This is a genomic window from Nocardioides sp. zg-DK7169 (genome assembly GCF_013155365.1).
GTDB lineage: Bacteria > Actinomycetota > Actinomycetes > Propionibacteriales > Nocardioidaceae > Nocardioides.
In genome coordinates this window covers 201,313-227,367 of sequence record NZ_JABJRA010000001.1, presented here as the reverse complement: position 1 = coordinate 227,367, position 26,055 = coordinate 201,313, and the positions used below count along the sequence as shown (strand labels likewise).

The following is a 26,055-nucleotide window of genomic DNA, read 5'->3' as shown; positions in this document are numbered from 1 at the left end:
GGTGGGATGATGGGGGACATGCCCCTCGACCCCGCCGTCGCCGCCCGTCTCAAGCGCTCCGCCGACGGGCTGGTCCCCGCAGTCGTCCAGCAGTACGACACCGGCGCGGTGCTCATGCTCGGCTGGATGGACGACGAGGCGCTTGCCCGCACGCTGAGCACCGGACGCGCGACGTACTGGTCGCGCTCGCGCCAGGAGTACTGGGTCAAGGGCGACACCTCCGGGCACGTGCAGCACGTCAAGGAGGTGCGCCTGGACTGCGACGGCGACACCCTGCTCCTCCAGGTCGACCAGGTCGGCGCCGCCTGCCACACCGGCGATGCCACCTGCTTCGACGCCGACCTGCTGCTGGGGACGCCGTGACCTCGCCCCGTCCCCGCGCCCGCCGCACCTTCGGCCCCGTCGTCCTCCTCGGACTGGCCGGCGCCGGGCTCGCGGCGTTCGCGAGCACCAAGCAGTGGGCCCGCATCGACGCGGGCTCCACCGGGGCCGCGTTCACCCCGATGTCCGACAGCGCGGGGGAGTCGCCGCTCGCGGCGTCCCTGTCGCTCGTCGTGCTCGCCTGCTGGGGCGTGGTGCTGGTCACCCGGGGAGTCGTACGCCGTGCCGTCCTCGCGCTCTCCGTGCTCGCCGCGGCGGGCACCGTGGTGACGGTCGCCGTCGGGTGGAGCCAGACCGCCGAGCCGCTGCGCGAGGCGCTGGACGCCGTCGGCCTGGGCGGCTCGGTCTCCCACAGCTGGTGGTGGGCCGCGGCGCTGGCCGGCGCCCTGCTCACGCTGGCCGCGGGCGTCGCCGGCCTGCGCGTCGTACGCGCCTGGCCGGAGATGGGCAGGCGCTACGACGCCCCCACCGGAGGGCCGGTCACCGAGGCCGAGAAGCCGGTGGAGGAGCAGAGCAGCATCGACCTGTGGAAGGCGATGGACGAGGGGCGCGACCCGACCGCGTGAGGCCCGGAGCGGGTCAATACACTGAGCCCGCACCACCGAGACCACCGAGCGCGAGCACGAGCACGAGGAGCATGCATGTCCGCCAGCCACGGCAACACCCCCGCAGCCTGGACGGGCGTCACCGTCGCCATGGCCGGAATCCTGATCGGCTGCGTCGGACTGCTCTTCGACCCCGTCAAGATGCCGGTCTTCTGGATCGGCCTCGTGGTGACGTTCCTGGGCCTGGTGGTCTTCCTCGTCATGGACAAGATGGGTCTGCACGAGGACTGAGCGAAGGGCCCCCGGCCGGCCACCGGCCGGTCGGAGGGCCACCGAACGACCGGGAGGTCGCGTGAGCGTCGTCGGACCGGCTGGACCGGGCGTGGCCGCCTCGCGCGCCGCCCGGATGCGGGCCCCGCTGCTCACGATCGCAGCCCTGGGCGCGACCACCGTCGCCCTGCACCTGCGCGACCCGCACGCCTCCGGCAGCTGGGGCTTCTGCCCGTCGGCTGCCCTGGGCTTCGCCTGCCCCGGGTGTGGCGGCCTGCGCGCGGTCAACGACCTGACCCGCCTCGACGTGGCCGCGGCCGCCTCGAGCAACCTGGCCTTCGTGGTCGCACTGCCGTTCCTGCTCGCCGGGCTCGGCGTGTGGACGCTGCGCCGCTGGCGCGGCAGCCCTCCGATGGGCCTGCCCGGGCCGCGGCTGCGCGTCGCCGGCTACGTCGCGTCGGCACTGCTGGTGGTCTTCACCGTGGTGCGGAACCTGCCGGCCGGCGCCTGGCTGGCTCCCTGACGCGCCGGGACCCGTGGGTCCCGGCGGTCTCGGCGAGGATCAGCTGAACTCGTTGGTGTAGCTGATGTCGATGACGCCGGTGCCGATCAGGATCCAGTACACGACGCTGAGGACGATCCCGGCGATGCCGAGGATGACGCCCCACTTCGCGAGGCCCTCGCCCTTCTTGGCGCCGTGGGACTCGCGGATCTCCTTCTTGCCCAGCTGGCCGAAGACGATGCCGAGGATCGAGAAGATGAAGCAGCCCCAGAAGCAAGGCACGACGCCGATGATGCCCAGCACCAGGCCGGCGACGGCCATGCCGGAGTTCTTCGGAGGCATCGCATCCCCGTAGGGCGGCTGCGGCGCGCCGTACGACGGGGGCGGGGGCTCGGAATAGCTCACAGCGATCGTTCTCCTCGGTGCTGGCCGGGACGCTCCCGGCCGACTCCGGTGAACGTACCGCCTCTCGGGCCGATCAAACCTCGCTCGCCGTCGGGTGAGAGGATCGCGTGGTGCTGACCCCAGACCGTGTTGGAGGCGCCATGACGGTGCTCGAGCAGATCATCGCCGGCGTGCGCGAGGACCTCGCCGCGCGCGAGGCGCTCCGCCCGCTCGCCGACGTCCGGGCCGCACTGGCCGACGTGGACGCGCCTCTGGACCCGATGCCCCGCCTGCGCGCCGCCGAGAGCTCGGTGATCGCGGAGGTCAAGCGCAGCAGCCCCAGCAAGGGCCACCTCGCCGAGATCGCCGACCCCGCCTCGCTGGCCCGCGAGTACGCCGCCGGCGGGGCCGCCGCGATCAGCGTGCTCACCGAGCAGCGCCGCTTCTCCGGCAGCCTGGCCGACCTGGAGGCGGTGCGCGCCGCCGTGGACGTCCCGGTGCTGCGCAAGGACTTCATCGTCACCAGCTACCAGCTCGTGGAGGCCCGCGCGGCCGGCGCCGACCTCGCGCTGCTGATCGTCGGCGCGCTCGACGACGACACCCTGCGCCGGCTCCACGACGAGGCCCGTGAGCTCGGGCTGACCCCGCTCATCGAGGTCCACGACGAGGCCGAGACCGAGCGCGCGGTCGCCCTGGGCGCCGAGCTCGTCGGCGTCAACAACCGCAACCTCAAGACCCTCGAGGTCGACAACGACACCTTCGCCCGGCTCGCGCCCCTGATCCCGGACGACCGGGTCAAGGTCGCCGAGTCCGGCGTCTTCGGCGTCTCCGACGTGCAGCAGTTCGTCGACGCCGGCGCTCGCGCCGTCCTCGTGGGCGAGGCACTCGTCAAGGACGGCGACCCGCGCGCGGCCGTCGCCGCCATGACCGGCCTGCGGGCCGGCGACCACATCACTGCCCCGGGAGGCAACCGGTGACCACCCACCCCGAGCACACCACGTCCTTCGACGCCGACGCGCGCGGCTGGTTCGGCGGCCCGGAGACCGGCTGGGGCGGGCGGTTCATGCCCGAGGCGCTGATCGCCGCCCTCGACGAGCTCACCGTGGCGTGGCAGGAGTCGATGGCCGACCCGACCTTCGTGGCGGAGTTCGACACCATCCTGCGCGAGTACGGCGGCCTGCCCAGCCCGCTGTACCACGCCGAGCGGCTCTCGGAGAAGGTCGGCTGCCGGATCCTGCTCAAGCGCGAGGACCTCAACCACACCGGCGCCCACAAGATCCGCAACGTCCTCGGCCAGGCGCTGCTGACCAAGCGGATGGGCAAGACCCGGGTCATCGCCGAGACCGGCGCCGGCCAGCACGGCGTCGCCAGCGCGACGGCCGCGGCGTACTTCGGGCTGGACTGCACCGTCTACATGGGCGCCGTCGACACCCGCCGCCAGGCGCTCAACGTCGCCCGCATGCACCTGCTCGGCGCCAAGGTCGTCCCGGTGGAGGCCGGCTCCGCGACCCTCAAGGACGCCATCAACGAGGCGCTGCGCGACTGGGTCAGCAGCGTCGACCACACCGCCTACCTCTTCGGCACCGCGGCCGGACCGCACCCGTTCCCGAGCATGGTCCGCGACTTCACCCGCGGCATCGGCGACGAGGCCCGCGCCCAGTGCCTCGAGCGGTACGGCGTGCTGCCGGACGCGATCGCGGCGTGCGTGGGCGGCGGCTCCAACGCCATCGGCCTGTTCGCGGCCTTCCTCGACGACCCCGAGGTCGCGATCTACGGCTTCGAGGCGGCCGGCGACGGCGTGGACACCCCGCGCCACGCCGCCACGCTGCACTCCGGTGCCCGCGGCGTCCTGCACGGCGCGCGCACCTTCGTGCTCCAGGACGCCGACGGCCAGACGGTGGAGTCCCACTCGATCTCCGCCGGCCTGGACTACCCCGGCGTGGGCCCGCAGCACGCGCACCTGTCGGCGACCGGGCGGGCGACGTACCGGCCGGTGACCGACACCGAGGCGATGGACGCGCTGCACCTGCTCAGCCGCACCGAGGGCATCATCCCGGCGATCGAGTCCTCGCACGCGATCGCCGGCGGGCTGAAGGTGGCCGCGGAGCTGGCCACGGAGAAGGGCCCCGACGCGACGGTGCTGATCAACCTCAGCGGTCGCGGCGACAAGGACATGGGGACCGTCGTCGAGTGGTTCGGACTCGGCAACCCCGACGAGGTCACGGAGGAACCGGCCAAGTGAGCACCCGCCCCACCTTCGACAAGGCCCGCGGCGAGGGCCGCGCCGCGCTGGTCGGCTACCTGCCCGCCGGGTTCCCCGACGTCCCCGGCGGCATCGACGCGATCAAGGTGATGGTCGACTCCGGCTGCGACGTCATCGAGATCGGCCTGCCCTACACCGACCCGGTGATGGACGGCCCCACGATCCAGGCCGCCGCGCTGCAGGCGCTGGAGAACGGCTGCCGCACCGCCGACGTGCTGCGCACCGTCGAGGCGGTCGCCGCGACCGGCACCCCCACGCTGGTGATGACCTACTGGAACCCGGTCGAGGCGTACGGCGTCGAGCGGTTCGCCGCCGACCTGTCCTCCGCCGGGGGAGCGGGCCTGATCACCCCCGACCTCACGCCGGACTTCGCGCCGGAGTGGATCGCCGCCGCCGACGCCCACGACCTCGACAAGGTCTTCCTGGTCGCGCCGTCCTCCACCGAGGACCGGGTCGCGATGACGACCGCCGCCTGCCGCGGCTTCGTCTACGCCACCGCCGTGATGGGCGTGACCGGCGCCCGCAGCACCACCAGCGACCTCGCCGGGCCGCTGGTCGCCCGCACCAAGGCGGCGATCGAGGCCCAGGGCACCGGCCTGCCGGTCGGCGTGGGCCTCGGCGTCAGCACCGGCGACCAGGCCGCCGAGGTCGCCTCCTACGCCGACGGCGTCATCGTGGGCTCGGCGTTCGTGCGCGCCCTGCTCGACCACCCCGACGACCGGGCGGCCGGCCTGCGGGCCCTGGGCGCGCTCGTCGAGGAGCTGGCGGAGGGAGTGCGCCGGGGTGCGTAGGACCAGGACCCTCCGAGGTGCCGCAGCCGCGGTCGCCGCGGCACTCCTCGTGCTCACCTCCTGCGGCAGCGAGGCCGCCCCGGCCGGGGAGCCCACCGGCACCGCGGTGGAGCCGCCGTTCGACGTCGCGGCCACCACGCTGACCGACACCGACGGCCGCCCGTTCAGCCTCGCCCAGGACACCGAGGACCCGCTCACGCTGGTCTTCTTCGGCTACACCCGCTGCCCGGACGTCTGCCCCGCGGTGATGTCCACGATCACCTCGGCGCTCACCCGCCTCGACGAGGAGGACCGCGAGCAGGTCCAGGTGGTCTTCGTGACCACCGACCCCTCGCGCGACGACGCCGAGACGCTGCGCCGCTACCTCGACCGCTTCGACGAGGACTTCGTCGGCGTCACCGGGGAGCTCGAGGACATCGGCGCGCTCGCCGAGTCCGTCGGGGTCTTCGTCGCCGGCGCCGAGGAGCTCGCGTCCGGCGGCTACGACCTGGGCAGTCACGGCGCCCAGGTGATCGCGGTGGACCAGGACGGCCAGGCCCCGATGTACTGGGGTCAGGACACCTCGTCGGCGGACTACGCCCACGACATCGAGCTGCTTGTGGGAGACCAGTGATCGAGCACCTGGCGGGCCTCGCCCCGACCGTGACCGCGCACGCGCCGACCCTGTGGGCGATCCCGAGCCCCGACAACGGGGTGTGGCACCTCGGACCGGTGCCGATCCGGGGCTACGCGATCGCGATCATCCTCGGCATCGTCGCCGCGATCTGGATCGGTGAGCGCCGCTGGGTCGCCCGGGGCGGACGCCCCGGCGAGGTCCAGGACCTCGCGATCTGGGCGGTGCCCTTCGGCCTGGTCGGTGCCCGGCTCTACCACGTGGCCACCGACCACAGCCTGTACTTCGGCGAGGGGGAGAACCCCTGGTCCGCGCTCTACGTGTGGCAGGGCGGGCTCGGCGTCTGGGGCGGGATCGCCGGCGGCGTCCTCGGCCTCGCGATCGGGGCCCGGGTGATGGGCATCCGGCTCGTCCCGCTGCTCGACGCGCTCGCCCCCGGCGTCCTGGTGGCGCAGGCGATCGGACGCTGGGGCAACTGGTTCAACCAGGAGCTCTTCGGCAAGCCCACCGACCTGCCCTGGGCGCTCTCGGTCAGCGACACCACCGCCGTCAACGCCGGCTACCCGCCGGGCACGACGTTCCACCCGACGTTCCTCTACGAGAGCCTGTGGAACCTCGCCGCGTTCGCCCTGGTGATCTGGCTGGACCGGCGCCTGCGCCTGGGCCACGGCCGGGTCCTGGCCCTCTACGTGATGGCCTACACCGCCGGGCGGGGCTGGATCGAGATGCTGCGCATCGACTCCGTCGAGCTCGACGACGTCCTCGGCCTGCGCTTCAACGTGTGGACCTCGATCGTGCTGTTCCTCGCCGCCGCGGTCTACTTCGTCGTCAGCGCGCGCCGCCACCCCGGCCGCGAGGAGCAGGTCCGCACCCGTGAGCCGGCCCCGGTCGACGACGCCCCCTCCGCCTGAGTCCGTCGCCCCTCCGGGGCGCCGAGGACCTCGTCCGCCACGAGCGGTCCGGGCCCGGCCACGCGCCGGTCCGGACCGCTCGTGACGGGAGCCACTGAACACGGTCGACTCCTGCCCGTGACTTGCTGGTAATCTTTTCCTTCGCGCGTGGGCCAGTGCTGTCCCAAGCTCTTCATGCTTCTGCCGATCTGCCTGTCGTGCGCGCTCCCGGCCCCGCCGGTCGTCATGCAGGCACCGACGACGACGGGAGGATCCCGTGCCCTATCAGCACGCGTTCCCGCCGCCCCAAGGGCTGTACGACCCCACCAACGAGCACGACGCCTGTGGTGTGGCATTCGTGGCGACCCTGACCGGGGAGGCGAGCCACAAGATCGTTCAGCAGGGCGTCACCGCACTGCTCAACCTCGACCACCGCGGCGCTGCCGGTGCCGAGCCGAACTCCGGCGACGGCGCGGGCATCCTGATCCAGGTCCCGGACGCGTTCCTGCGCGCCGTGACCGGCGACCTCGGCATCGAGCTGCCCGCCGCCGGCCAGTACGCCGTGGGCACCGCGTTCCTGCCCGGCGAGGAGGAGCACGTCGCCAAGACGCGCACCCTCGTCGAGGCGATCGCGGAGGAGGAGGGCCTCGAGGTCCTCGGCTGGCGCGAGGTGCCGGTCGACCCGAGCTCGCTCGGCTCCACCGCCCGCGCGGTCATGCCGACGTTCTCCCAGCTCTTCGTCGCCGCCCGTGGCGCGCGCCTGAGCGGCCTGGGCCTGGAGCGCCTGGCGTTCTGCCTGCGCAAGCGTGCCGAGCGCGAGACGGACGTCTACTTCCCGTCGCTGTCCTCGCGCACCCTGGTCTACAAGGGCATGCTGACCCCGGTCCAGCTCGACGAGGTCTTCCCGGACCTGCGCGACGAGCGGATGGCCTCGGCCGTCGCCGTGGTCCACTCGCGCTTCTCGACCAACACCTTCCCGAGCTGGCCGCTGTCGCACCCGTTCCGGTTCATCGCCCACAACGGTGAGATCAACACCGTCATGGGCAACCGCAACTGGATGCGGGCCCGCGAGGCGCTGCTCGCCTCCGACCTGATCCCGGGCGACCTCGAGCGGCTCTACCCGATCTGCACGCCCGGCGCCTCGGACTCCGCGTCCTTCGACGAGGTGCTCGAGCTGCTCCACCTCGGTGGCCGCTCGCTGCCGCACTCGGTGCTGATGATGATCCCCGAGGCGTGGGAGAACCACACCGAGATGGACGCCCGCCGCCGGGCGTTCTATGAGTTCCACTCCACGATGATGGAGCCGTGGGACGGCCCCGCCTGCGTCGTGTTCACCGACGGCACCCAGATCGGCGCCGTGCTGGACCGCAACGGCCTGCGCCCCTCGCGCTACTGGGTCACCGACGACGGCCTCGTCGTGCTGGCCTCCGAGGTCGGCGTCCTGGACATCGACCCCGCCAAGGTGGTGCGCAAGGGCCGCCTCCAGCCGGGCAAGATGTTCCTCGTCGACACCGAGGAGCACCGGATCGTCGAGGACGAGGAGATCAAGTCCGCCCTCGCCGCCGAGCACCCCTACGACGAGTGGCTGCACGCCGGGCTGATCCACCTCGACGACATCCCCGAGCGTGAGCACATCGTGCACACCCACGCCTCGGTCACCCGTCGCCAGCAGGTCTTCGGCTACACCGAGGAGGAGCTGCGGATCCTGCTCACGCCGATGGCCAACACCGGCGCCGAGCCGATCGGCTCGATGGGCACCGACACGCCCATCGCGGCGCTCAGCGAGAAGCCGCGGCTGCTGTTCGACTACTTCAGCCAGCTCTTCGCCCAGGTCACGAACCCGCCGCTGGACGCCATCCGCGAGGAGCTCGTCACCTCGCTGAACGGCACCATCGGCCCGGAGTCCAACCTGCTGGAGCCGACGCCCGCGTCGTGCCGCCAGGTCGTGCTGCCGTTCCCGGTCATCTCCAACGACGACCTGGCCAAGATCCGCCACGTCAACCGCGACGGGGACATGCCGGGCTTCATCACCCACGTCTCCCGCGGCCTGTACGACGTGGAGGGCGGCGGTGCGGCGATGGCCGCGCGGATCGAGGAGATCTGCGCCGAGGTGTCCGCGGCGATCGCCGACGGTGCTCGGATCATCGTGCTCTCCGACCGGCACTCGACCGCCGAGAAGGCGCCGATCCCGTCGCTGCTGCTCACCGGCGCGGTCCACCACCACCTGGTCCGCGAGAAGACCCGCACCCAGGTCGGCCTGCTCATCGAGGCCGGCGATGTGCGCGAGGTGCACCACGTGGCCCTGCTCGTGGGCTACGGCGCCGCGGCGGTCAACCCGTACCTGGCCATGGAGACGGTCGAGGACCTCGCCCGCGACGGCCACTACGTCAAGGCCGACCCCGAGGTCGCGGTCAAGAACCTGGTCAAGGCGCTCGGCAAGGGCGTCACCAAGGTGATGTCGAAGATGGGCGTCTCCACGGTCGCCTCCTACACCGGTGCGCAGATCTTCGAGGCCGTCGGCCTGTCGCAGTCGGTCGTCGACAAGTACTTCACCGGCACCGTCTCCAAGCTCGGCGGCATCGAGCTGGACACGATCGCCGAGGAGGTGGCGCGTCGCCACGCCGCGGCGTACCCGAAGAACGGCATCGCGCCGGCGCACCGCGAGCTGGCGATCGGCGGCGAGTACCAGTGGCGCCGCGAGGGCGAGCCGCACCTGTTCGACCCGGAGACCGTCTTCCGCCTCCAGCACGCCACGCGCGCCGGACGCTACGACGTGTTCAAGCAGTACACCCGCCGCGTCGACGAGCAGTCCGAGCGGCTGATGACGCTGCGCGGCCTGTTCCGGTTCAAGGACGCCGCCGAGACCGGGCGCCAGTCGATCCCGATCGAAGAGGTCGAGCCGGTCTCGGAGATCGTGAAGCGCTTCTCCACCGGTGCGATGTCCTACGGCTCCATCTCCCAGGAGGCGCACGAGACCCTCGCGATCGCGATGAACCGGCTGGGCGCGAAGTCCAACACCGGTGAGGGCGGCGAGGACCCCGAGCGTCTCTACGACCCCGAGCGCCGCAGCGCGATCAAGCAGGTCGCGTCGGGTCGCTTCGGCGTCACCTCGGAGTACCTCACCAACGCCGACGACATCCAGATCAAGATGGCGCAGGGCGCGAAGCCCGGCGAGGGCGGCCAGCTGCCCGGCCACAAGGTCTACCCGTGGGTGGCCAAGACCCGGCACTCCACGCCGGGTGTGGGCCTGATCAGCCCGCCGCCGCACCACGACATCTACTCGATCGAGGACCTGGCGCAGCTGATCCACGACCTCAAGAACGCCAACCCGCAGGCCCGCGTCCACGTGAAGCTGGTCTCCGAGGTCGGTGTCGGCACGGTCGCGACGGGCGTCTCCAAGGCGCACGCCGACGTGGTGCTCATCTCCGGGCACGACGGCGGCACCGGCGCCTCGCCGCTGACCTCGCTGAAGCACGCGGGCGGTCCCTGGGAGCTCGGCCTGGCCGAGACCCAGCAGACGCTGCTGCTCAACGGGCTCCGCGACCGGATCGTGGTGCAGGCCGACGGCCAGCTCAAGACCGGCCGTGACGTCGTCATCGCCGCCCTGCTGGGCGCCGAGGAGTTCGGCTTCGCGACCGCTCCGCTGGTGGTCTCCGGCTGCGTGATGATGCGGGTCTGCCACCTCGACACCTGCCCGGTGGGCGTCGCGACGCAGAACCCGGTCCTGCGCGAGCGCTACTCCGGCAAGGCCGAGTACGTCGTGAACTTCTTCGAGTACATCGCCGAGGAGGTCCGCGAGCTCCTCGCCGAGCTCGGGTTCCGCACGCTCGACGAGGCCGTGGGCCGCGTCGGTGCGCTGGACGTCGAGCAGGCCGTGAGCCACTGGAAGGCGCAGGGCCTGGACCTGACCCCGGTGCTGCACCTGCCCGAGCTCCCCGAGGGCGCGGCGCTGCGCAACACCACCACCCAGGACCACGGGCTGGAGAAGTCCCTCGACGTCATCGAGCTGCTCCCGCTGGCCCAGCCGGCGCTCGAGCGAGGCGAGCCGGTCCGCGCCCAGGTGCAGATCCGCAACGTCAACCGCACGGTCGGCACGATCCTGGGCCACGAGGTCACCAAGCGCTACCGCGGCGAGGGCCTGCCCGACGGCACGATCGACCTCACCTTCCTCGGCTCGGCCGGTCAGTCCTTCGGCGCGTTCGTGCCGCCGGGGATCACGCTGCGCCTGGAGGGCGACGCCAACGACTACGTCGGCAAGGGCCTCTCCGGCGGGCGGATCGTGATCCGTCCGGACCGCTCCGCGTCGTTCCGCGCCGAGGAGCAGATCATCGCGGGCAACACGCTGGCCTACGGCGCGACCTCGGGCGAGGTCTTCGTCCGCGGCGGCGCCGGCGAGCGGTTCGCCGTGCGCAACTCCGGTGCCCGCCTGGTCACCGAGGGCGTCGGCGACCACGCCTGCGAGTACATGACCGGTGGCCGCGTGGTCGTCCTCGGTCCGACCGGGCGCAACGTCGCGGCCGGCATGTCCGGCGGTGTCGCCTGGGTGCTCGACCTCGACGAGCGCCGGGTGAACGGCGAGCTCGTCGAGCTCGGCCCGGTCACCGGGGCAGCGGCCCTCGAGCTCGAGGAGCTCGTGCGCCGCCACGCCGAGGAGACCGGTTCCGCGGTCGCCGAGGCGCTGCTCGCCGACTGGGACGCGGCCCTGACCCGGTTCACCGAGGTCATGCCGCGCGACTACCGCATCGTCTTGGAGGCCAAGGCGAAGGCCGAGGCCGCCGGCCTCGACGAGAACGAGACCGCGAACGCGATGATGGAGGCCCTCCATGGCTGACCCGAAGGGATTCCTGAAGACCTCCCGCGAGGTGGCCTCGCGCCGCCCCGTCGAGGAGCGGGTGCAGGACTGGAAGGAGGTCTACCCGGGAAGCGCCGGGCGGGCCCTGCTTCCGATCATCACCGAGCAGGCGGGCCGCTGCATGGACTGCGGCATCCCGTTCTGCCACAACGGCTGCCCGCTGGGGAACATCATCCCCGAGTGGAACGACCTGGTCTGGCGTGACGACTGGGAGGGCGCGAGCGAGCGGCTGCACGCGACCAACAACTTCCCGGAGTTCACCGGCCGGCTGTGCCCGGCGCCCTGCGAGACCGCGTGCGTGCTCGGGATCAACCAGCCGGCGGTGACGATCAAGAACGTCGAGGTCACCATCGCCGACAAGGCGTGGGACGCCGGCTACGTGCGCCCGCAGCCGCCGGAGTGGCTCTCGGGCCGCACCGTGGCGGTCATCGGCTCCGGGCCCGCGGGCCTGGCGGCGGCGCAGCAGCTCACCCGGGCCGGGCACACCGTCGCGGTCTACGAGCGCGCGGACAAGGTCGGCGGGCTGATGCGCTACGGCATCCCCGAGTTCAAGATGGAGAAGCAGTACCTCGACCGCCGCATCGATCAGATGCGCCGCGAGGGCACCGTCTTCCGGGCGGGCGTCGACGTCGGCGGCACGCTGACCGGCGAGCAGCTGCGGCAGCGCTACGACGCCGTCGTGCTCGCCATCGGCGCGACCGTCCCGCGCGACCTGGCGATCCCCGGGCGCGAGCTCGGCGGCATCCACCAGGCGATGGAGTTCCTGCCCCAGGCCAACCGCACGGCCGTCGGCGAGAGCGTCGAGGGCCAGATCATGGCGACCGGCAAGGACGTCGTGATCATCGGCGGCGGCGACACCGGAGCGGACTGCCTCGGCACCTCGATCCGCCAGGGCGCCCGCTCGGTCACCCAGCTGGAGATCATGCCCCAGCCGACCGAGGAGCGTCCCGCGGGCCAGCCGTGGCCGACCTACCCGATGCTCTTCCGGGTGTCCTCCGCGCACGAGGAGGGTGGCGAGCGGGTCTACTCCGTCTCGACCCAGGAGTTCCTCGGCGACGAGGACGGCAACGTCCGGGCGCTGCGCCTGGTCGAGGTCCGCTTCGAGGCCGGCAAGCTGGTCGAGATCGAGGGCACCGAGCGCGAGATCCCGGCCCAGCTGGTGCTGTTCGCGATGGGCTTCCTCGGTCCGGAGAAGCCCGGCCTGGTCGAGCAGCTCGGCGTCGACCTCGACGAGCGCGGCAACGTCGTGCGCGACCTGTCCTACATGTCCTCGGTGCCCGGCGTGTTCGTGGCCGGCGACGCGGGTCGTGGCCAGTCGCTCATCGTCTGGGCGATCGCCGAGGGCCGCGCCGCGGCCGCGGCGGTGGACACCTTCCTCACCGGCTCCACCACGCTGCCGGCGCCCATCAAGCCGACCGAGCGTCCGCTGGTCGTCTGAGGACCGCGCGTCCGCGCGGCCACCTGTGGAGGCCGGGTCCCTGCTGCGGCAGGGGCCCGGCCTCCGGCGTTCCCCGGCGTGCCCGCTCGTCCGTCGGAACCGGTCCACGCCGAATGCCGCCCCGTGCGCCCGGGCGGTAGGCTCGGCGTGTGCGTAGAGCCAAGATCGTCTGCACCCTCGGTCCTGCGACCGCGTCGGCCCGTCGGATCCGTGAGCTGGTCTACGCGGGGATGGATGTCGCGCGGTTGAACATGAGCCACGGCAGCCACGCCGACCATGCGGAGTCCTACCGGATGGTCCGCGAGGCGGCGGACGCCAGCGGCCACGGGGTCGGCATCTTCGCCGACCTCCAGGGCCCCAAGATCCGCCTGGAGACCTTCGCCGACGGCCCCGTCGACCTGCGTCGCGGCCAGTCCTGGACGATCACCACGCGTGACGTGCCCGGGGACGCCGAGATCTGCGGGACGACGTACAAGGGCCTGCCCGGCGACGTCGCCCCCGGCGACCCCATCCTGATCGACGACGGGCGGGTCCGCCTGCGCGTGGTCGCGGTCGAGGACACCGACGTGCACACCGAGGTGCTGGTCGGCGGGCGGGTGAGCAACCACAAGGGCATCAACCTGCCCGGCGTCGCCGTCTCCGTGCCGGCCGTGTCGGAGAAGGACCTCGAGGACCTCCGCTTCGCCCTCGAGCTCGGCGTCGACTTCATCGCGCTGAGCTTCGTGCGCGACGCCAAGGACGCCGACGACGTCCGCGCGGTCATGGACGAGATGGACATCCGGGTCCCGGTGATCGCGAAGATCGAGAAGCCCCAGGCCATCGAGAACCTCGACGAGATCATGACCGCCTTCGACGGCTTCATGGTCGCGCGCGGCGACCTCGGCGTGGAGTGCCCGCTCGAGGACGTGCCGTTCCTGCAGAAGCAGGTGGTCGAGAAGGCGCGCCTCAACGCCAAGCCCGTCATCGTCGCCACCCAGATGCTCGACTCGATGATCGGCAACCCCGCGCCCACCCGTGCGGAGGCCTCCGACGTCGCCAACGCGGTGCTCGACGGCGCCGACGCCGTGATGCTCTCCGGCGAGACCAGCGTGGGGGAGTACCCCGTGCACACCGTCGAGACGATGTCGCGCATCATCATCGCGACCGAGCAGTACGCCATGGCCGACGACACCAGCGGTGTCATCCGGCTCATCGACTGGGACCCGCACACCAAGGGCGGCGTGATCGCGAAGGCGGCCGTGGAGGTCGCCGAGCGGGTCGGGGCCAAGTACCTCGTCGCGTTCACCCAGACCGGCGACTCGGCGCGCCGCCTGTCGCGGATGCGCCCGGGCATCCCGCTGCTGGCCTTCACCCCGGAGACGCGGGTGCGCTCGCAGCTGGCGCTGACCTGGGGCGTCGAGACCTTCATGACCCACCCGGTCAACCACACCGACGAGATGGCGCCGCTCATCGACCGCACCCTGCTCGAGCTGGGTCGGGTCGAGGAGGGCGACCTCGTGGTGATCATCGCCGGCGCCCCGCCCGGTGTTCCCGGCTCGACCAACGCGCTGCGCATCCACCGGATGGGTGACGCGCGCAACGGCGCGGCCTGGGCCTACCGCAACCCGCCCAGCGGCATCGCCTGAGCCGACCAGCAGGTCATCAGGGCTCAGGCGCCCGAACGACAGGAGGAGCCGCGCGTGTGCGCGGCTCCTCCTGTCGTTCTCGCCCCTGTCGTTCTCGGGCCTGTGGTGCCGAGTGCGGGAGTCGAACCCGCACGCCCAGAGGGCAGCGCTTTTTGAGAGCGCCGTGTCTGCCATTCCACCAACCCGGCCAGCGCCCACACGTTACCGGATCCGGAGGGCCGGATAACCTGTGGTCCGTGAGCCAGTCAGCCCCGTCGCCGTCCTCCGCGGCACGCCCCCGCACCGTCGTCATCGCCGAGGACGAGGTCCTCATCCGCATGGACCTCGCCGAGATGCTCAGCGAGGAGGGCTACACCGTCGTCGGGCAGGCCGGCGACGGCCAGCGCGCCATCGAGCTCGCCGAGGAGCTGCGCCCCGACCTGGTCATCCTCGACGTCAAGATGCCGGTGCTCGACGGCATCGCCGCCGCCGAGCACATCGCCAGCCGGCGCATCGCGCCGGTCGTGATGCTCACGGCGTTCTCCCAGCGCGAGCTGGTCGAGCGGGCGCGGGACGCCGGGGCGATGGCCTACCTGGTCAAGCCGTTCTCGCAGAGCGACCTGGTGCCCGCCATCGAGATGGCGCTGAGCCGCTTCGCCGAGCTCACGATGCTGGAGTCGCAGGTCGCCGACCTCTCCGAGCGCCTGGAGACCCGCAAGGCGGTCGAGCGCGCGAAGGGGGTGCTCCAGGCCCAGCTGAAGCTCTCCGAGCCCGACGCGTTCCGCTGGATTCAGAAGACCGCGATGGACCTGCGGCTCTCGATGCGGCAGGTGGCCGACGGGGTCAACGAGCACGGTCCGGCCATCTCCCAGGGCTGAACCGCACGCCCGGCGAGGGCGGTGCTGTGCGCCAGATCACGAATTGACAACGACGCGGCACCTTCCTCGTGGCTTTCCGCTCGTGGGGTGCGGATCACAACTAGGTTGCGGACCATCGACAGTCGATGCTCCGGGGTCCGCCGGTCCCCGGAGGTAGCCATTCCTCACGGAGGCCCCATGATCCGCTCCACTCGCGCACGTCGCGCGGCCGTCGCCCTGGCCGCGACGGCACTCGTCCTCACCGCCTGCGGCAGCGAGGACGACGACTCGGACAACAACGCAACCGACAACGAGAGCTCCACGCCTGCCGCCAAGGGTGACGGCGTCCTCAACATCGGCATGCTGCTCCCGCAGACCGGTGACCTCGCCTACCTCGGCCCGCCGGAGTTCGCCGGCGTCGAGCTCGCGATCAAGGAGATCAACGAGGCCGGGGGCGTCAACGGCAAGCCCGTGAAGTCCTCGCGCGCCGACTCCGGCGACGGCACCCCCGACATCGCCGGCGCGTCGGTCGACTCGCTCCTCGGTGAGGGTGTCGACACGATCATCGGCGCGGCCGCCTCCGGCGTCTCGCTCAGCGTCATCGACAAGATCACCGGCGCCGGCATCGTGCAGTTCTCCCCGGCCAACACCGCCGCGGCGTTCGACACCTACGACGACAAGGGCATGTACTTCCGCACCGCGCCCTCCGACCGGCTCCAGGGCCAGGTGCTGGCCAACATGGCGGTCGAGGACGGCTTCTCCAACGTCGCCGTGGTCGCCCGTCAGGACGCGTACGGCGAGGGCCTGGCCGAGCAGGTCGTGGACACCCTCGAGGAGCAGGGCGCCACCGTCGCGGCCGACATCCTCTACGCCGCGGACGCCCAGAACTTCACCGCGGAGGTCAACGAGCTGGCGGCCGCCAAGCCCGACGCGATCGTCCTGGTGGCCTTCAACGAGACCACCAAGATCATCCCGCAGCTGATCTCGAAGGGCCTCGGCCCGCAGGACGTGCAGCTGTACTTCGTGGACGGCAACATGGCCGACTACTCCTCGGAGAACTTCGACCTGACCGGCGTCAAGGGCACCTTCCCGGCTCCCGGCGAGGTCAACGAGGACTTCAACGACCGGCTGCTGTCGATCGACAAGGGCCTGAAGGACTTCACCTACGGTCCCCAGTCCTACGACGCCACGATGCTGACCGCCCTGGCGGCCATCGCGGCCGGTGACGACTCCGGCGAGGCGATCGCCTCGGAGATCGTCAACGTCTCCAAGGACGGCGAGGCGTGCTCCACGTTCGCCGACTGCGTCGAGCTGCTCGAGGCGGGCGAGGACATCAACTACGAGGGTGTCTCCGGTCCGTGCGACATGAACGAGTCGGGCAGCCCCAGCGCCGCCACGATCGGCATCCAGGAGTACAAGGGCAACAAGTACACCCAGATCGACTCGGTCTCCGGCGTCCTCGAGTGACCAGCGTGAGCTGAGCACCACGGCAGCACCAGCAACGACATCGGGCCCGACCTCCGCGGAGGTCGGGCCCGATGTCGTTGCGGTGCAGGAGGCTCAGGCCTGGGCCAGCGTGCCGAGGTAGAGCTCGATGACCTTCGGGTCGTTGGCGAGGTCGCGACCGGAGCCGGTGTAGGCGTTGCGGCCCTGGTCCAGCACGTAGCCGCGGTCGCAGATCTCCAGGCAGCGCCGGGCGTTCTGCTCGACCATCACGACCGAGACCCCGGCCCGGTTGATGCGCCGGGTCTGGACGAACACCTCGTCCTGCATGACGGGGGACAGGCCCGCGGAGGGCTCGTCGAGCAGGAGGACCGAGGGGTTCATCATCAGCGCGCGCCCCATCGCGACCATCTGGCGCTCACCGCCCGACAGCGAGCCGGCACGCTGGCCGCGCCGGTCCCGCAGCGCGGGGAAGAGCTCGGAGACGAAGTCGAAGCGCTCCCGGAAGCTCCCCGGGCGCTGGAAGCAGCCCATCTCCAGGTTCTCCTGGATGGTGAGCGTGGGGAACACGTTGTTGGACTGCGGGACGAAACCGATCCCCTTGGAGACCAGGGAGTCCGCACGCTCGTTGGTGATCGACTCACCGTGCAGCGTGACTGTGCCCGTGGAGATCTTCACGAGACCGAAGAGCGCCTTCAGCAGGGTGGACTTGCCGGCGCCGTTCGGCCCGATGATGCCGACCAGCTCGCCCTCGTGGCAGTACAGGTCGGCGCCGTTGAGGATGTTGACGCCCGGCAGGTAGCCGGCGACCAGGTCGTCGGCGCGGAGCAGGGCACCCTCGGCCTTGGCGAGGTGCTCGCGGCGCGCCCGCGCGGTGGCGTCGTCGCCGGCGGCGGTGGCCGGACCGGCCGCCGGGTCGCCGGTCGGGTCAGAGATCGGCTCAGGCATGGTGGTTCCCCTTCGGCTCCTCGTCGCGCTGTGCGGCGAGCTCGTGCTCGGCCTCGGCGAGGATGGTGTCCTCGGTGAGGTCGAGGGCGACGTCGTGGTGGGCGCCGAGGTAGGCGTCGATGACCCGCGGGTCGCTCATCACGCTGTGCGGCGGTCCCTCGGCGATGATCCGGCCCTGGGCCATGACCACGACCCAGTCGGAGATGTCGCGGACCATGTCCATGTCGTGCTCGACGAAGAGCACGGTGCGGCCCTCGTCGCGCAGCGACTTCACGTGCCCCAGCAGCGACTGCTTCAGGGCCGGGTTCACCCCGGCCATCGGCTCGTCGAGCATGACCAGCTCGGGGTCGGCCATCAGGGCGCGCGCCATCTCCAGCAGCTTGCGCTGGCCGCCGGAGAGCGAGCCGGCGAAGTCCTCACGCTTCTTGATCAGCAGGAACCGCTCGAGCAGCTCGTCGGCCTTGCGCGTGTTGGCCTCCTCCTGCGAGCGCCACAGGAAGGGGAACATCGCCTTGAGCAGCCGTTCCCCGCTCTGGCCGGTGGCGCCGGTGCGCATGTTCTCGATCACCGTGAGCTTGGAGAGCACCTTGGTGAGCTGGAACGTGCGGACCATGCCCATCCGGGCGACCTTGTACGCCGGGACGCGGGCCAGGTCGTTGCCCCGGAAGGACCAGTTGCCGGAGTCGGGCTTGTCGAAGCCGGTCAGCAGGTTGAAGAAGGTCGTCTTGCCGGCGCCGTTGGGGCCGATCAGCGCGGTGATCGCACCGCGCTGGATCTCCACATGGTCCACGTCGACGGCCGTCAGGCCGCCGAACGTGCGGGTGACACCGGTGGCCACCAGGATCGGGTCGGGCTTGCTGGCACCCGGCTCGTGCGCCACGTCGGTGAACATGTGCGCGGCGCTCGAGCGGATCGCCGTGGCGCCGTGGCCCCCCGGCCCGTTCGCCGGGGTGGCGCCGGGCATCCCGGCGTCCTCGAACTCGTTGTCAGCGGCCATCGATCGCCAGCTCCCTTCGGTCGCCGAAGATGCCTTGTGGTCGGAAGATCATGAGGAGCATCAGCGCGAGGCCCAGCACGATGAAGCGCATCAATCCTGCCTGGTTCTGGTCCATGATCGCCTGCGGGATGACGTCGTTGGCAGCAGCCTGCCGGAAGAACGCGTCGAGGAAGTTGATCAGACCCCAGAAGATCAGCGCGCCGACCACGGGGCCGAAGACCCGCGCGGCACCGCCGAGCAGCAGGATCGTGTAGGCGAAGAACGTCGTGTCGGTCGCGTAGTCGGTGGGGATGACCGCGGCCTTGCTCAGACCGTAGATGTATCCCGCGAAGGCGCCGAAGATGCCACCGATCACGAGCGACTGCATCTTGTAGGCGTAGACGTTCTTGCCCAGGCTGCGTACGGCGTCCTCGTCCTCGCGGATCGCCTTGAGCACGCGGCCCCACGGGCTGCGCATCAGCGCCCACACGATGAGGCAGCACAGCGCGACGAGGATCCAGCCGACCGTCATCACCCAGAAGTCGTTCGGGCTCCAGGTGACGCTGCCCAGGCTGATGGCGGAGTCGTAGGGGTTCAGCTCGCGGAAGTCGCCCACGAAGCTGTTGAGCCCGTCCTGGCCGCCGAACCAGTCCAGCAGGGTCACCGACCCGGCTGTCTGGCGGATGATCTCCGCGGCCGCGATCGTGACGATCGCGAGGTAGTCGGCGCGTAGCCGCAGGGTCGGGATGCCGAGCAGGAGCGCCAGCACGGCGGCCAGCACGATGCCGATGGCGATGCCGGCCCACAGGGACAGGCCCCAGGTGGCGACGGCCGAGGCCATCGCGTAGCCGCCGACGGCCATGAAGCCGGCCTGGCCGAAGTTGAGCAGCCCGGTGTAGCCGAAGTGCACGTTGAGGCCGATGGCGGCCAGACAGTAGACGATCGCGAGCGGGCCGAACGCCTGCTGCACCGTCGTGGTCAGGATGCTGCCGAAGTCCACGGGTTCTCCTAGCCGATGCGCTGGGCCCGGCCGAGCAGACCCTGGGGACGGATGAGCAGGACGATGATGAGGACGGCGAGCGCGCCGACGTACTTGAGCTCGGCCGGCACGAAGAGCGTCGAGACCTCGACGAAGATGCCGATCACGAAGGCGCCGATCATCGCGCCCCAGATGGTGCCGAGACCGCCGAGCACGACCGCCGCGAAGATCAGCAGCAGCAGCTTGAAGCCGATCTGGAAGTCGAAGCCCTGGGTGACGCCCAGCAGCGCTCCGGACATGGCCGCGAGGGCCACGCCGACGGTCCACACCAGCGCGATCACACGCTGCACGTTGATGCCGGAGGACGCCGCGAGGCCGGGGTTGTCGGCGACCGCGCGGGTCGCCTTGCCCATCCGGGTCGTCTGGATCAGCAGCGAGACCGCCACCAGGATCACCAGGCCGGCGACCACGACGATCATGTCGCGCGGGGTGACCAGCAACGGGCCGATCTCCCACGGGGTGCTCGCGGAGTACTGGCTGTAGTTGTGGTTCGAGCCGCCGGCGATGTACTGGTACACGCTTCGCAGGAAGATCGACAGGCCGATGCTGACGATCATCATCGCGATGACACCGGTGCCCCGGATCCGCAGCGGGCGCCACAGGGCCCGGTCGTTGAGGTAGCCGAACAGGCCACCGGCGATGAACGCCACGACCACGCCGACGACCACGGTGATGTTGGTGCCGAACACGGTGATCGAGCCGGGCAGCAGGTCGATGCCCCAGGCGACCAGGGCGCCGAACGTCACCAGCTCGCCGTGGGCGAAGTTGGTCAGGCCGGTCGTGCCGAAGATCATCGACAGCCCGAGTGCGGCCATGGCCAGGCAGACCGAGAACACCAGCCCGCCGACGGCGAGCTGGATGCCGCGGGTGAACTTGCCGGCCGCCTCCGGGAGCGCGTCGCCGATTGGGAAGGTGACCGTCTGGTCGCTCGTGGTGTCGAAGTTGACCGTCAGCTCGACCTGCTCGGGGTTCCGCAGGTCCGAGCCCTCGGGGAGGGTGTCCTCGTCGATGCGGATGGTGAAGTCCTTGCCCAGGTTCGACAGGGGCTCACCGGGGAGGGCCACGTCGAAGACGCCGCTCTCGTTGGTCTCGACGTCCGCGATGGTCTCGCCCTCGGCGTCCAGGACGCTCACCGACACCCCGGGCACCGGGGCGGGCGGGTCCTCGCGCTGGTCGCGCAGACAGCCCTTGAGGTGGATCTCGGGATCGTCGTTCGGTTCGAACTGGCAGGCGGCGGGCTGTTCGGCCGCCTGGGCCGGCGCGGCGCCGACCCCCAGGAGCAGGGTCATCAGCGCGACCAGCAGTGCGCCGGTCACCGCCGCGACCTGCATGAATCGGGTGTGCATGTGCCTCCTGGGCCGGGACGCGCGGGGGCGTCGCGTGACGGGACGGTGTGGACACACGTCCGGGCACGGACCCAGGCGGGCCCACACCCGGTGTGAGGGGCCCCACCCTAGGGGGATTCGTATGAGCCGCGGCGCATTCCCCGGCAACAACAAGGTCACGATCGTGACCGGCAGGTGACAACGGGCGCCGTCGGCTCAGCGCAGGGCGCCGACCAAGGTCACCAGGAGGGGCGCGACGAGCAGCGCGGGCAGCAGGTCGGCGACCGGCACGTCACGGATGCGGAGCAGGCGCAGCGCGATGCCGATCAGCAGCAGGCCGCCCACGCCGCCGATCGCGGCGAGGTGCGCGTCCGGCAGCACGTCGCCCAGCCCGAGGCCGACCAGCGTCAGCGAGCCCTGGACTACGACCACGGTGACCACGCTGGCCGCCACGCCCCAGCCGAAGGAGGCCGCGAAGGCGATCGCGGCGAACCCGTCGAGCGCGGACTTGAGCACCAGCTGGTCGGATCCCGCGCCGAGGCCGTCGTTGAGGCTGCCCAGGATGGTCAGCGGGCCGCTGCAGAAGAGCAGTGAGGCCGCGACGAAGCCCTGGACGAAGCGCTGCCGCTCCGCGGTGCCGGTCTCGCCGGACAGTCGGCGCTGGAGCACGCCGCCGAGCGCCTCGACGCGCTGCTCGAGGCGCAGCAGGCTGCCCGCGATCCCACCCAGCAGGACGGAGCCCAGGACGATGAGCAGCGGAGCGCTGTCGCCGACCTCGGCGGCGAGCGCGGGGGAGAGGACGTCGGCCGCGGTGGTGGCGGCGATCAGCAGCGTCACCAGGCCCAGCCCGTCGGTGACGGCGTCACGGGTGCGCTGCGGCATGCGGTGGCCGAGCAGGACGCCGAGCGCCGAGCCGAGGAGCACGGCGAGGACGTTGACCGCCGTACCGGTGCCTGGGACCACGCCGTCACCCCTTCCCGTGCTGCGCTCGCTGCCGCGCGGCCCCGGTCTCGGTCGAGATGTGAGGTCGGACTGACGCCCGGGGCGGCCTGAGCGTAGTCTCACCCCTCGGAGGAGGCCTGTACGGGGACCTTGGCCTCCCGACACCCCGAGTCCGGAAGGCACAGGAGCGTTGAGCCGTACCCTCGTGTCCCTGCGTGCCGCCACCCCTGGCGACGCGCCGTTCCTCGCCACGCTCTGGCGCGACTCGCTGCGCCGGGGGGACTACGCCGAGCAGGTCGCCGACGTCGAGTCGATCATCGCCGACGCCGAGACCTCCACCAGCCTGCGCCTGCTCGTCGCCGAGTACGACGGGCGCTGCGCGGGCGCCGTCTGCCTGCGGGTGACCACCAAGTCGATGATCAACCTCGAGCCGGCCGTGCAGGCGCAGTCGCCGCACGTGCTCCCCGAGTTCCGCCGCCACGGCGTGGGCCGTCAGCTGATGGAGGCGGCGGTCTCCTACGCCGAGGAGCTCGGCGTCGCGCACGTGATGACCTCGGCGGCCTCCGGGTCGCGCGACGGCAACCGGTTCATGGCGCGTCTCGCGCTCGGGCCCCAGGCCGTGCTGCGCATCGCGCCGACCCAGGTGGTGCGGGCCAAGCTCAACGCGCAGCGCCCCGCCGCGCAGCGCCCGGGGCGCCAGCTCGGGTCGGTCCTGGCGGCGCGGCGCTCGATGCGCCGCGCCCACCCGACGGTCCCGCAGGACGGCTAGGCAGACAGGGACATCAGGACTGCTCGGGCGCAGGCGCCGTCAGGCCGACGCGCTCCAAGGGGACCAGCGCACAGGTGATCCGCGAGGTGCACACGCGCTTGCCGCGCTCGTCGGTGAGCACCACCTCGTAGCACGCCGACGTGCGCCCGAGGTGGATCGCGGTCGCGGTGCCGGTGATGGTGCCGCTGGTCGCCGAGCGGTGGTGGGTGGCGTTGATGTCGACGCCGACCGGGGCCCGGTCGGGGTAGCCGTGCAGGCCCGCGCCGATGGAGCCGAGGCTCTCGGCCAGGACCACCGAGGCGCCGCCGTGGAGCAGGCCGTAGGGCTGGGTGTTGCCCTCGACGGGCATGGTCGCCACGACGCGCTCGGCGGAGAGCTCGACGAGCGTGATGCCCATCCGCTCGTTCAGCGCGCCCATGCCGAAGGGCATGCTCGCGACGAACTCCTCGATGCTCGGGTCGGTGCTGTGGGTGCTCATGGGCAGCATTGTTGCCGACGCCCGTTGCGTCGGTGCGCGCAGATAGAGTCAGGCGGGTGCCCGAGTCGAACACCCCTCGCCTGCTCCTCCTCGACGGCCACTCGCTGGCCTACCGGGCGTTCTTCGCCCTGCCGGTCGAGAACTTCTCCACCACGACCGGTCAACACACCAACGCGGTGTACGGCTTCACCTCGATGCTCATCAACGTCCTGCGCGACGAGCAGCCCACCCACGTCGGGGTGGCCTTCGACGTCTCGCGCCAGACCTTCCGCCTCGAGGAGTACGCCGAGTACAAGGCCAAGCGCGCCAAGACGCCCTCGGAGTTCGGCAGCCAGCTGCCGCTGATCGAGGAGGTGCTGTCGGCGCTGCGGATCCCGTTCCTCAAGAAGGACGGCTACGAGGCCGACGACATCATCGCGACCCTCACCACCCAGGCGCTGGAGGAGGGGATGGAGGTCCTGATCCTCACGGGCGACCGCGACTCCCTGCAGCTGGTCACCGACCGCTCCACCGTGCTGTACCCGATGCGCGGCGTCTCCGACCTGGCCCGGATGACCCCGGCGGCCGTCGAGGCCAAGTACGGCGTACCGCCGCAGCGCTACCCCGAGCTCGCCGCGATCGTGGGCGAGACCTCCGACAACCTCCCGGGCGTGCCCGGGGTCGGCCAGGGGTTCGCCGCGAAGTGGATCAACACCTACGACGGCCTCGACAACGTCATCACCCACGCCGACAAGATCACCGGCAAGAAGGGCGAGGCGCTGCGCGCCCACCTCGGCGACGTGATCCGCAACCGGCACCTCAACGCCCTCGTGCGTGACCTGGACCTCGAGCTCGGCCCTTCCGACCTCGCGCTGCGCCCGTGGGACCGCCACGAGGTGCACACCCTCTTCGACGGCCTGGAGTTCCGGGTGCTGCGCGACCGGCTCTTCGAGACGCTCAGCTCGGAGGAGGAGATCGACGAGGCCGGCTTCGACGTGGTGATGACCCGCCCCGGTGCCGGCGAGGTCGGTGCCTGGCTGGCCGAGCACGCCTCCGGCGGCGAGCGGGTCGGTGTGGAGGTGCAGGGCCGCTGGGGCGCCGGCACCGGAGACGTCGACTCGATCGCGCTCGCGACCGCCGACGGCGCTGCCTGGGTGTCGGTCGCCGAGCTCGACACCGCGGACACCTCGGCCCTCGCCACCTGGCTGGCCGACGCCTCCCAGCCCAAGGTCCTGCACGACGCGAAGGGCCCGATGCAGGCGCTCGAGGCGTTCGGCACGCCGCTGGCCGGCCTCGCCCGCGACACCGCGATCTCGGCGTACCTCGCCCGTCCCGACCAGCGCTCCTACGACCTGGCCGACCTGACCGTGCGCTACCTCAAGCGCGAGCTGCGCCAGGGCGCCGCCGACGACGGCCAGCTCAGCCTGGACGGTCTCGACGACGGCTCGGCCGGCGAGCTGGAGATGCTGCGCGCCAGCGCCGTGCTCGACCTGGCCGCCGCTCTCGACGAGGACCTGGAGGAGCGCGGTGGCACCCGCCTGCTCGAGGACATCGAGCTGCCGCTGGTCCACCTGCTGGCTGGCATGGAGCGCACCGGCATCGCCGTCGACTCCGACCACCTCGAGGCGCTCCAGGAGCACTTCGGCGAGGAGGTCCGCCGCGCCGCGGACGAGGCGTACGCCGTGATCGGCAAGGAGATCAACCTCGGCTCGCCCAAGCAGCTGCAGGTGGTGCTCTTCGACGAGCTCGGGATGCCGAAGACCAAGCGCACGAAGACCGGCTACACCACCGACGCCGACGCGCTGCAGTCGCTCTACGTCAAGACCGAGCACCCGTTCCTGCTCCACCTGCTGCGCCACCGCGACGTCATCCGGCTGCGCCAGACGATCGAGGGGCTGCTCAAGACCGTCGCCCCCGACGGGCGCATCCACACGACGTTCAACCAGACCATCGCGGCGACCGGGCGGCTCTCGAGCACCGAGCCGAACCTGCAGAACATCCCGGTGCGCACCGAGGAGGGCCGCCGCATCCGCGAGGGCTTCGTGGTGGGCGAGGGCTATGAGTCCCTGATGACGGCCGACTACAGCCAGATCGAGATGCGGATCATGGCCGACCTGTCGGGCGACGAGCTCCTGATCGAGGCGTTCCGCTCCGGTCAGGACTTCCACTCCATCACCGCCGCCCGCGTCTTCGGCGTCCCCGCCGACGAGGTGAGCCCGGAGCAGCGCGCGAAGATCAAGGCGATGAACTACGGCCTGGCCTACGGCCTGTCGGCGTTCGGGCTCAGCCAGCAGCTCGGGATCGAGCCGGCCGAGGCGCGCGGGCTGATGGAGGAGTACTTCCTGACCTTCGGCGGCATCCGGGACTACCTCTCCGGTGTCGTCGACGAGGCCCGGCGCACCGGCTTCACCGAGACGATCAAGGGCCGGCGTCGCTACCTGCCCGACCTGACCAGCGACAACCGCCAGCGCCGCGAGATGGCCGAGCGGATGGCGCTCAACGCCCCGATCCAGGGCTCGGCCGCCGACCTCATCAAGATCGCGATGCTCGAGGTCGACCGCGCGATCACCGAGGAGGGGCTGCGCTCGCGGCTGCTGCTCCAGGTCCACGACGAGCTCGTGCTCGAGGTGGCCCCGGGGGAGTGCGAGCAGCTCGAGGCGCTCGTGCGGCGCCACATGGGCGCCGCCGCCCAGCTCAGCGTCCCCCTCGACGTCTCCGTCGGCACCGGCCGCAGCTGGCACGAGGCCGCCCACTAGTCGGCGGCTC

The 26,055-nt window shown here is 71.5% G+C and carries 23 protein-coding genes and 1 tRNA gene; 16 read left to right on the top strand and 8 right to left on the bottom strand.

The window, feature by feature from the left end; translation table 11 throughout:
* Positions 1-6: 6 nt before the first annotated feature.
* From hisI to HOQ23_RS01015, 4 genes are all read left to right on the top strand, one after another.
* Positions 7-363, top strand: a complete 357-nt coding sequence (hisI, locus tag HOQ23_RS01030) for a phosphoribosyl-AMP cyclohydrolase (RefSeq protein WP_172211008.1) — start codon at positions 7-9, stop codon at positions 361-363.
* Positions 360-947: a Trp biosynthesis-associated membrane protein gene (locus HOQ23_RS01025; RefSeq protein ID WP_172211005.1), complete on the top strand. Its 588-nt coding sequence runs from the start codon at positions 360-362 to the stop codon at positions 945-947. Before hisI ends, HOQ23_RS01025 begins: the two co-directional genes overlap by 4 nt.
* Before the next feature lie 75 nt (positions 948-1,022).
* A complete protein-coding gene (locus tag HOQ23_RS01020; protein WP_172211003.1) occupies positions 1,023-1,217 on the top strand; it encodes an HGxxPAAW family protein in 195 nt (64 codons plus the stop codon).
* Positions 1,218-1,278: 61 nt separating this feature from the next.
* Positions 1,279-1,719: a DUF2752 domain-containing protein gene (locus tag HOQ23_RS01015; protein ID WP_216653437.1), complete on the top strand. Its 441-nt coding sequence runs from the start codon at positions 1,279-1,281 to the stop codon at positions 1,717-1,719.
* A gap of 39 nt (positions 1,720-1,758) precedes the next feature.
* On the opposite strand, the gene HOQ23_RS01010 is transcribed toward HOQ23_RS01015, so the two are convergent.
* Positions 1,759-2,040 carry a DUF4190 domain-containing protein gene (locus HOQ23_RS01010; RefSeq protein WP_172211001.1) on the bottom strand — a complete coding sequence of 94 codons (282 nt, stop codon included), beginning with the start codon at positions 2,038-2,040 and terminating at the stop codon, positions 1,759-1,761.
* Between the two features lie 203 nt (positions 2,041-2,243).
* Here HOQ23_RS01010 and trpC point away from each other — a divergent pair, with 203 nt between their 5' ends.
* From trpC to pyk, 8 genes are all read left to right on the top strand, one after another.
* On the top strand, positions 2,244-3,059 hold the full coding sequence (trpC, locus tag HOQ23_RS01005) for an indole-3-glycerol phosphate synthase TrpC (protein WP_172210999.1): 816 nt from the start codon (positions 2,244-2,246) through the stop codon (positions 3,057-3,059).
* Positions 3,056-4,324 carry a tryptophan synthase subunit beta gene (gene trpB, locus HOQ23_RS01000; protein WP_367650318.1) on the top strand — a complete coding sequence of 423 codons (1,269 nt, stop codon included), beginning with the start codon at positions 3,056-3,058 and terminating at the stop codon, positions 4,322-4,324. Before trpC ends, trpB begins: the two co-directional genes overlap by 4 nt.
* Positions 4,321-5,136 carry a tryptophan synthase subunit alpha gene (gene trpA / locus HOQ23_RS00995; RefSeq protein ID WP_172210997.1) on the top strand — a complete coding sequence of 272 codons (816 nt, stop codon included), beginning with the start codon at positions 4,321-4,323 and terminating at the stop codon, positions 5,134-5,136. Before trpB ends, trpA begins: the two co-directional genes overlap by 4 nt.
* Entirely contained in the window at positions 5,129-5,749 is a 621-nt protein-coding gene (locus HOQ23_RS00990) for an SCO family protein (RefSeq protein ID WP_367650317.1), read from the top strand. Before trpA ends, HOQ23_RS00990 begins: the two co-directional genes overlap by 8 nt.
* Positions 5,746-6,660, top strand: a complete 915-nt coding sequence (gene lgt, locus HOQ23_RS00985; RefSeq protein WP_367650316.1) for a prolipoprotein diacylglyceryl transferase — start codon at positions 5,746-5,748, stop codon at positions 6,658-6,660. The genes HOQ23_RS00990 and lgt overlap by 4 nt, the downstream gene beginning before the upstream one ends.
* Positions 6,661-6,916: 256 nt before the next feature.
* The gene (gene gltB / locus HOQ23_RS00980) at positions 6,917-11,470 is read left to right on the top strand and encodes a glutamate synthase large subunit (RefSeq protein ID WP_172210995.1); all 4,554 of its coding nucleotides are present in this window, start codon (positions 6,917-6,919) and stop codon (positions 11,468-11,470) included.
* Entirely contained in the window at positions 11,463-12,929 is a 1,467-nt protein-coding gene (locus HOQ23_RS00975; RefSeq protein ID WP_172210993.1) for a glutamate synthase subunit beta, read from the top strand. The genes gltB and HOQ23_RS00975 overlap by 8 nt, the downstream gene beginning before the upstream one ends.
* 149 nt (positions 12,930-13,078) lie before the next feature.
* The gene (gene pyk, locus HOQ23_RS00970) at positions 13,079-14,554 is read left to right on the top strand and encodes a pyruvate kinase (protein ID WP_172210990.1); all 1,476 of its coding nucleotides are present in this window, start codon (positions 13,079-13,081) and stop codon (positions 14,552-14,554) included.
* Between the two features lie 103 nt (positions 14,555-14,657).
* Here the strand turns inward: pyk and HOQ23_RS00965 are convergent.
* Positions 14,658-14,742 (bottom strand) — tRNA-Leu (locus HOQ23_RS00965).
* Between the two features lie 48 nt (positions 14,743-14,790).
* Here HOQ23_RS00965 and HOQ23_RS00960 point away from each other — a divergent pair.
* Both HOQ23_RS00960 and HOQ23_RS00955 read left to right on the top strand, forming a co-directional pair.
* A complete protein-coding gene (locus HOQ23_RS00960) occupies positions 14,791-15,411 on the top strand; it encodes a response regulator (RefSeq protein WP_172210988.1) in 621 nt (206 codons plus the stop codon).
* Between the two features lie 177 nt (positions 15,412-15,588).
* Complete coding sequence (locus HOQ23_RS00955) at positions 15,589-16,857, top strand: ABC transporter substrate-binding protein (protein WP_172210986.1); 1,269 nt, start codon at positions 15,589-15,591, stop codon at positions 16,855-16,857.
* Positions 16,858-16,950: 93 nt separating this feature from the next.
* On the opposite strand, the gene HOQ23_RS00950 is transcribed toward HOQ23_RS00955, so the two are convergent.
* The 5 genes from HOQ23_RS00950 to HOQ23_RS00930 form a co-directional block, all read right to left on the bottom strand.
* Positions 16,951-17,781 (bottom strand): ABC transporter ATP-binding protein, encoded by an 831-nt coding sequence (locus HOQ23_RS00950; protein ID WP_172210984.1) that lies wholly within the window; start codon positions 17,779-17,781, stop codon positions 16,951-16,953.
* Complete coding sequence (locus tag HOQ23_RS00945) at positions 17,774-18,778, bottom strand: ABC transporter ATP-binding protein (RefSeq protein WP_253945031.1); 1,005 nt, start codon at positions 18,776-18,778, stop codon at positions 17,774-17,776. Before HOQ23_RS00945 ends, HOQ23_RS00950 begins: the two co-directional genes overlap by 8 nt.
* Entirely contained in the window at positions 18,768-19,757 is a 990-nt protein-coding gene (locus tag HOQ23_RS00940; RefSeq protein WP_172210982.1) for a branched-chain amino acid ABC transporter permease, read from the bottom strand. The genes HOQ23_RS00945 and HOQ23_RS00940 overlap by 11 nt, the downstream gene beginning before the upstream one ends.
* An 8-nt stretch (positions 19,758-19,765) precedes the next feature.
* Positions 19,766-21,142: a branched-chain amino acid ABC transporter permease gene (locus tag HOQ23_RS00935; protein ID WP_172210980.1), complete on the bottom strand. Its 1,377-nt coding sequence runs from the start codon at positions 21,140-21,142 to the stop codon at positions 19,766-19,768.
* Between the two features lie 195 nt (positions 21,143-21,337).
* On the bottom strand, positions 21,338-22,084 hold the full coding sequence (locus HOQ23_RS00930) for a DUF554 domain-containing protein (protein WP_172210978.1): 747 nt from the start codon (positions 22,082-22,084) through the stop codon (positions 21,338-21,340).
* Between the two features lie 169 nt (positions 22,085-22,253).
* Between HOQ23_RS00930 and HOQ23_RS00925 the strand changes: the two genes are divergently transcribed.
* Entirely contained in the window at positions 22,254-22,832 is a 579-nt protein-coding gene (locus tag HOQ23_RS00925; RefSeq protein ID WP_216653436.1) for a GNAT family N-acetyltransferase, read from the top strand.
* 13 nt (positions 22,833-22,845) lie between these two features.
* Here the strand turns inward: HOQ23_RS00925 and HOQ23_RS00920 are convergent, their stop codons facing one another.
* Entirely contained in the window at positions 22,846-23,310 is a 465-nt protein-coding gene (locus HOQ23_RS00920) for a PaaI family thioesterase (protein ID WP_253945030.1), read from the bottom strand.
* A gap of 56 nt (positions 23,311-23,366) precedes the next feature.
* Here HOQ23_RS00920 and polA point away from each other — a divergent pair, with 56 nt between their 5' ends.
* Positions 23,367-26,045, top strand: coding sequence for a DNA polymerase I (polA, locus tag HOQ23_RS00915; protein WP_367650315.1), 2,679 nt, complete (start codon positions 23,367-23,369; stop codon positions 26,043-26,045).
* Positions 26,046-26,055 lie beyond the last annotated feature (10 nt).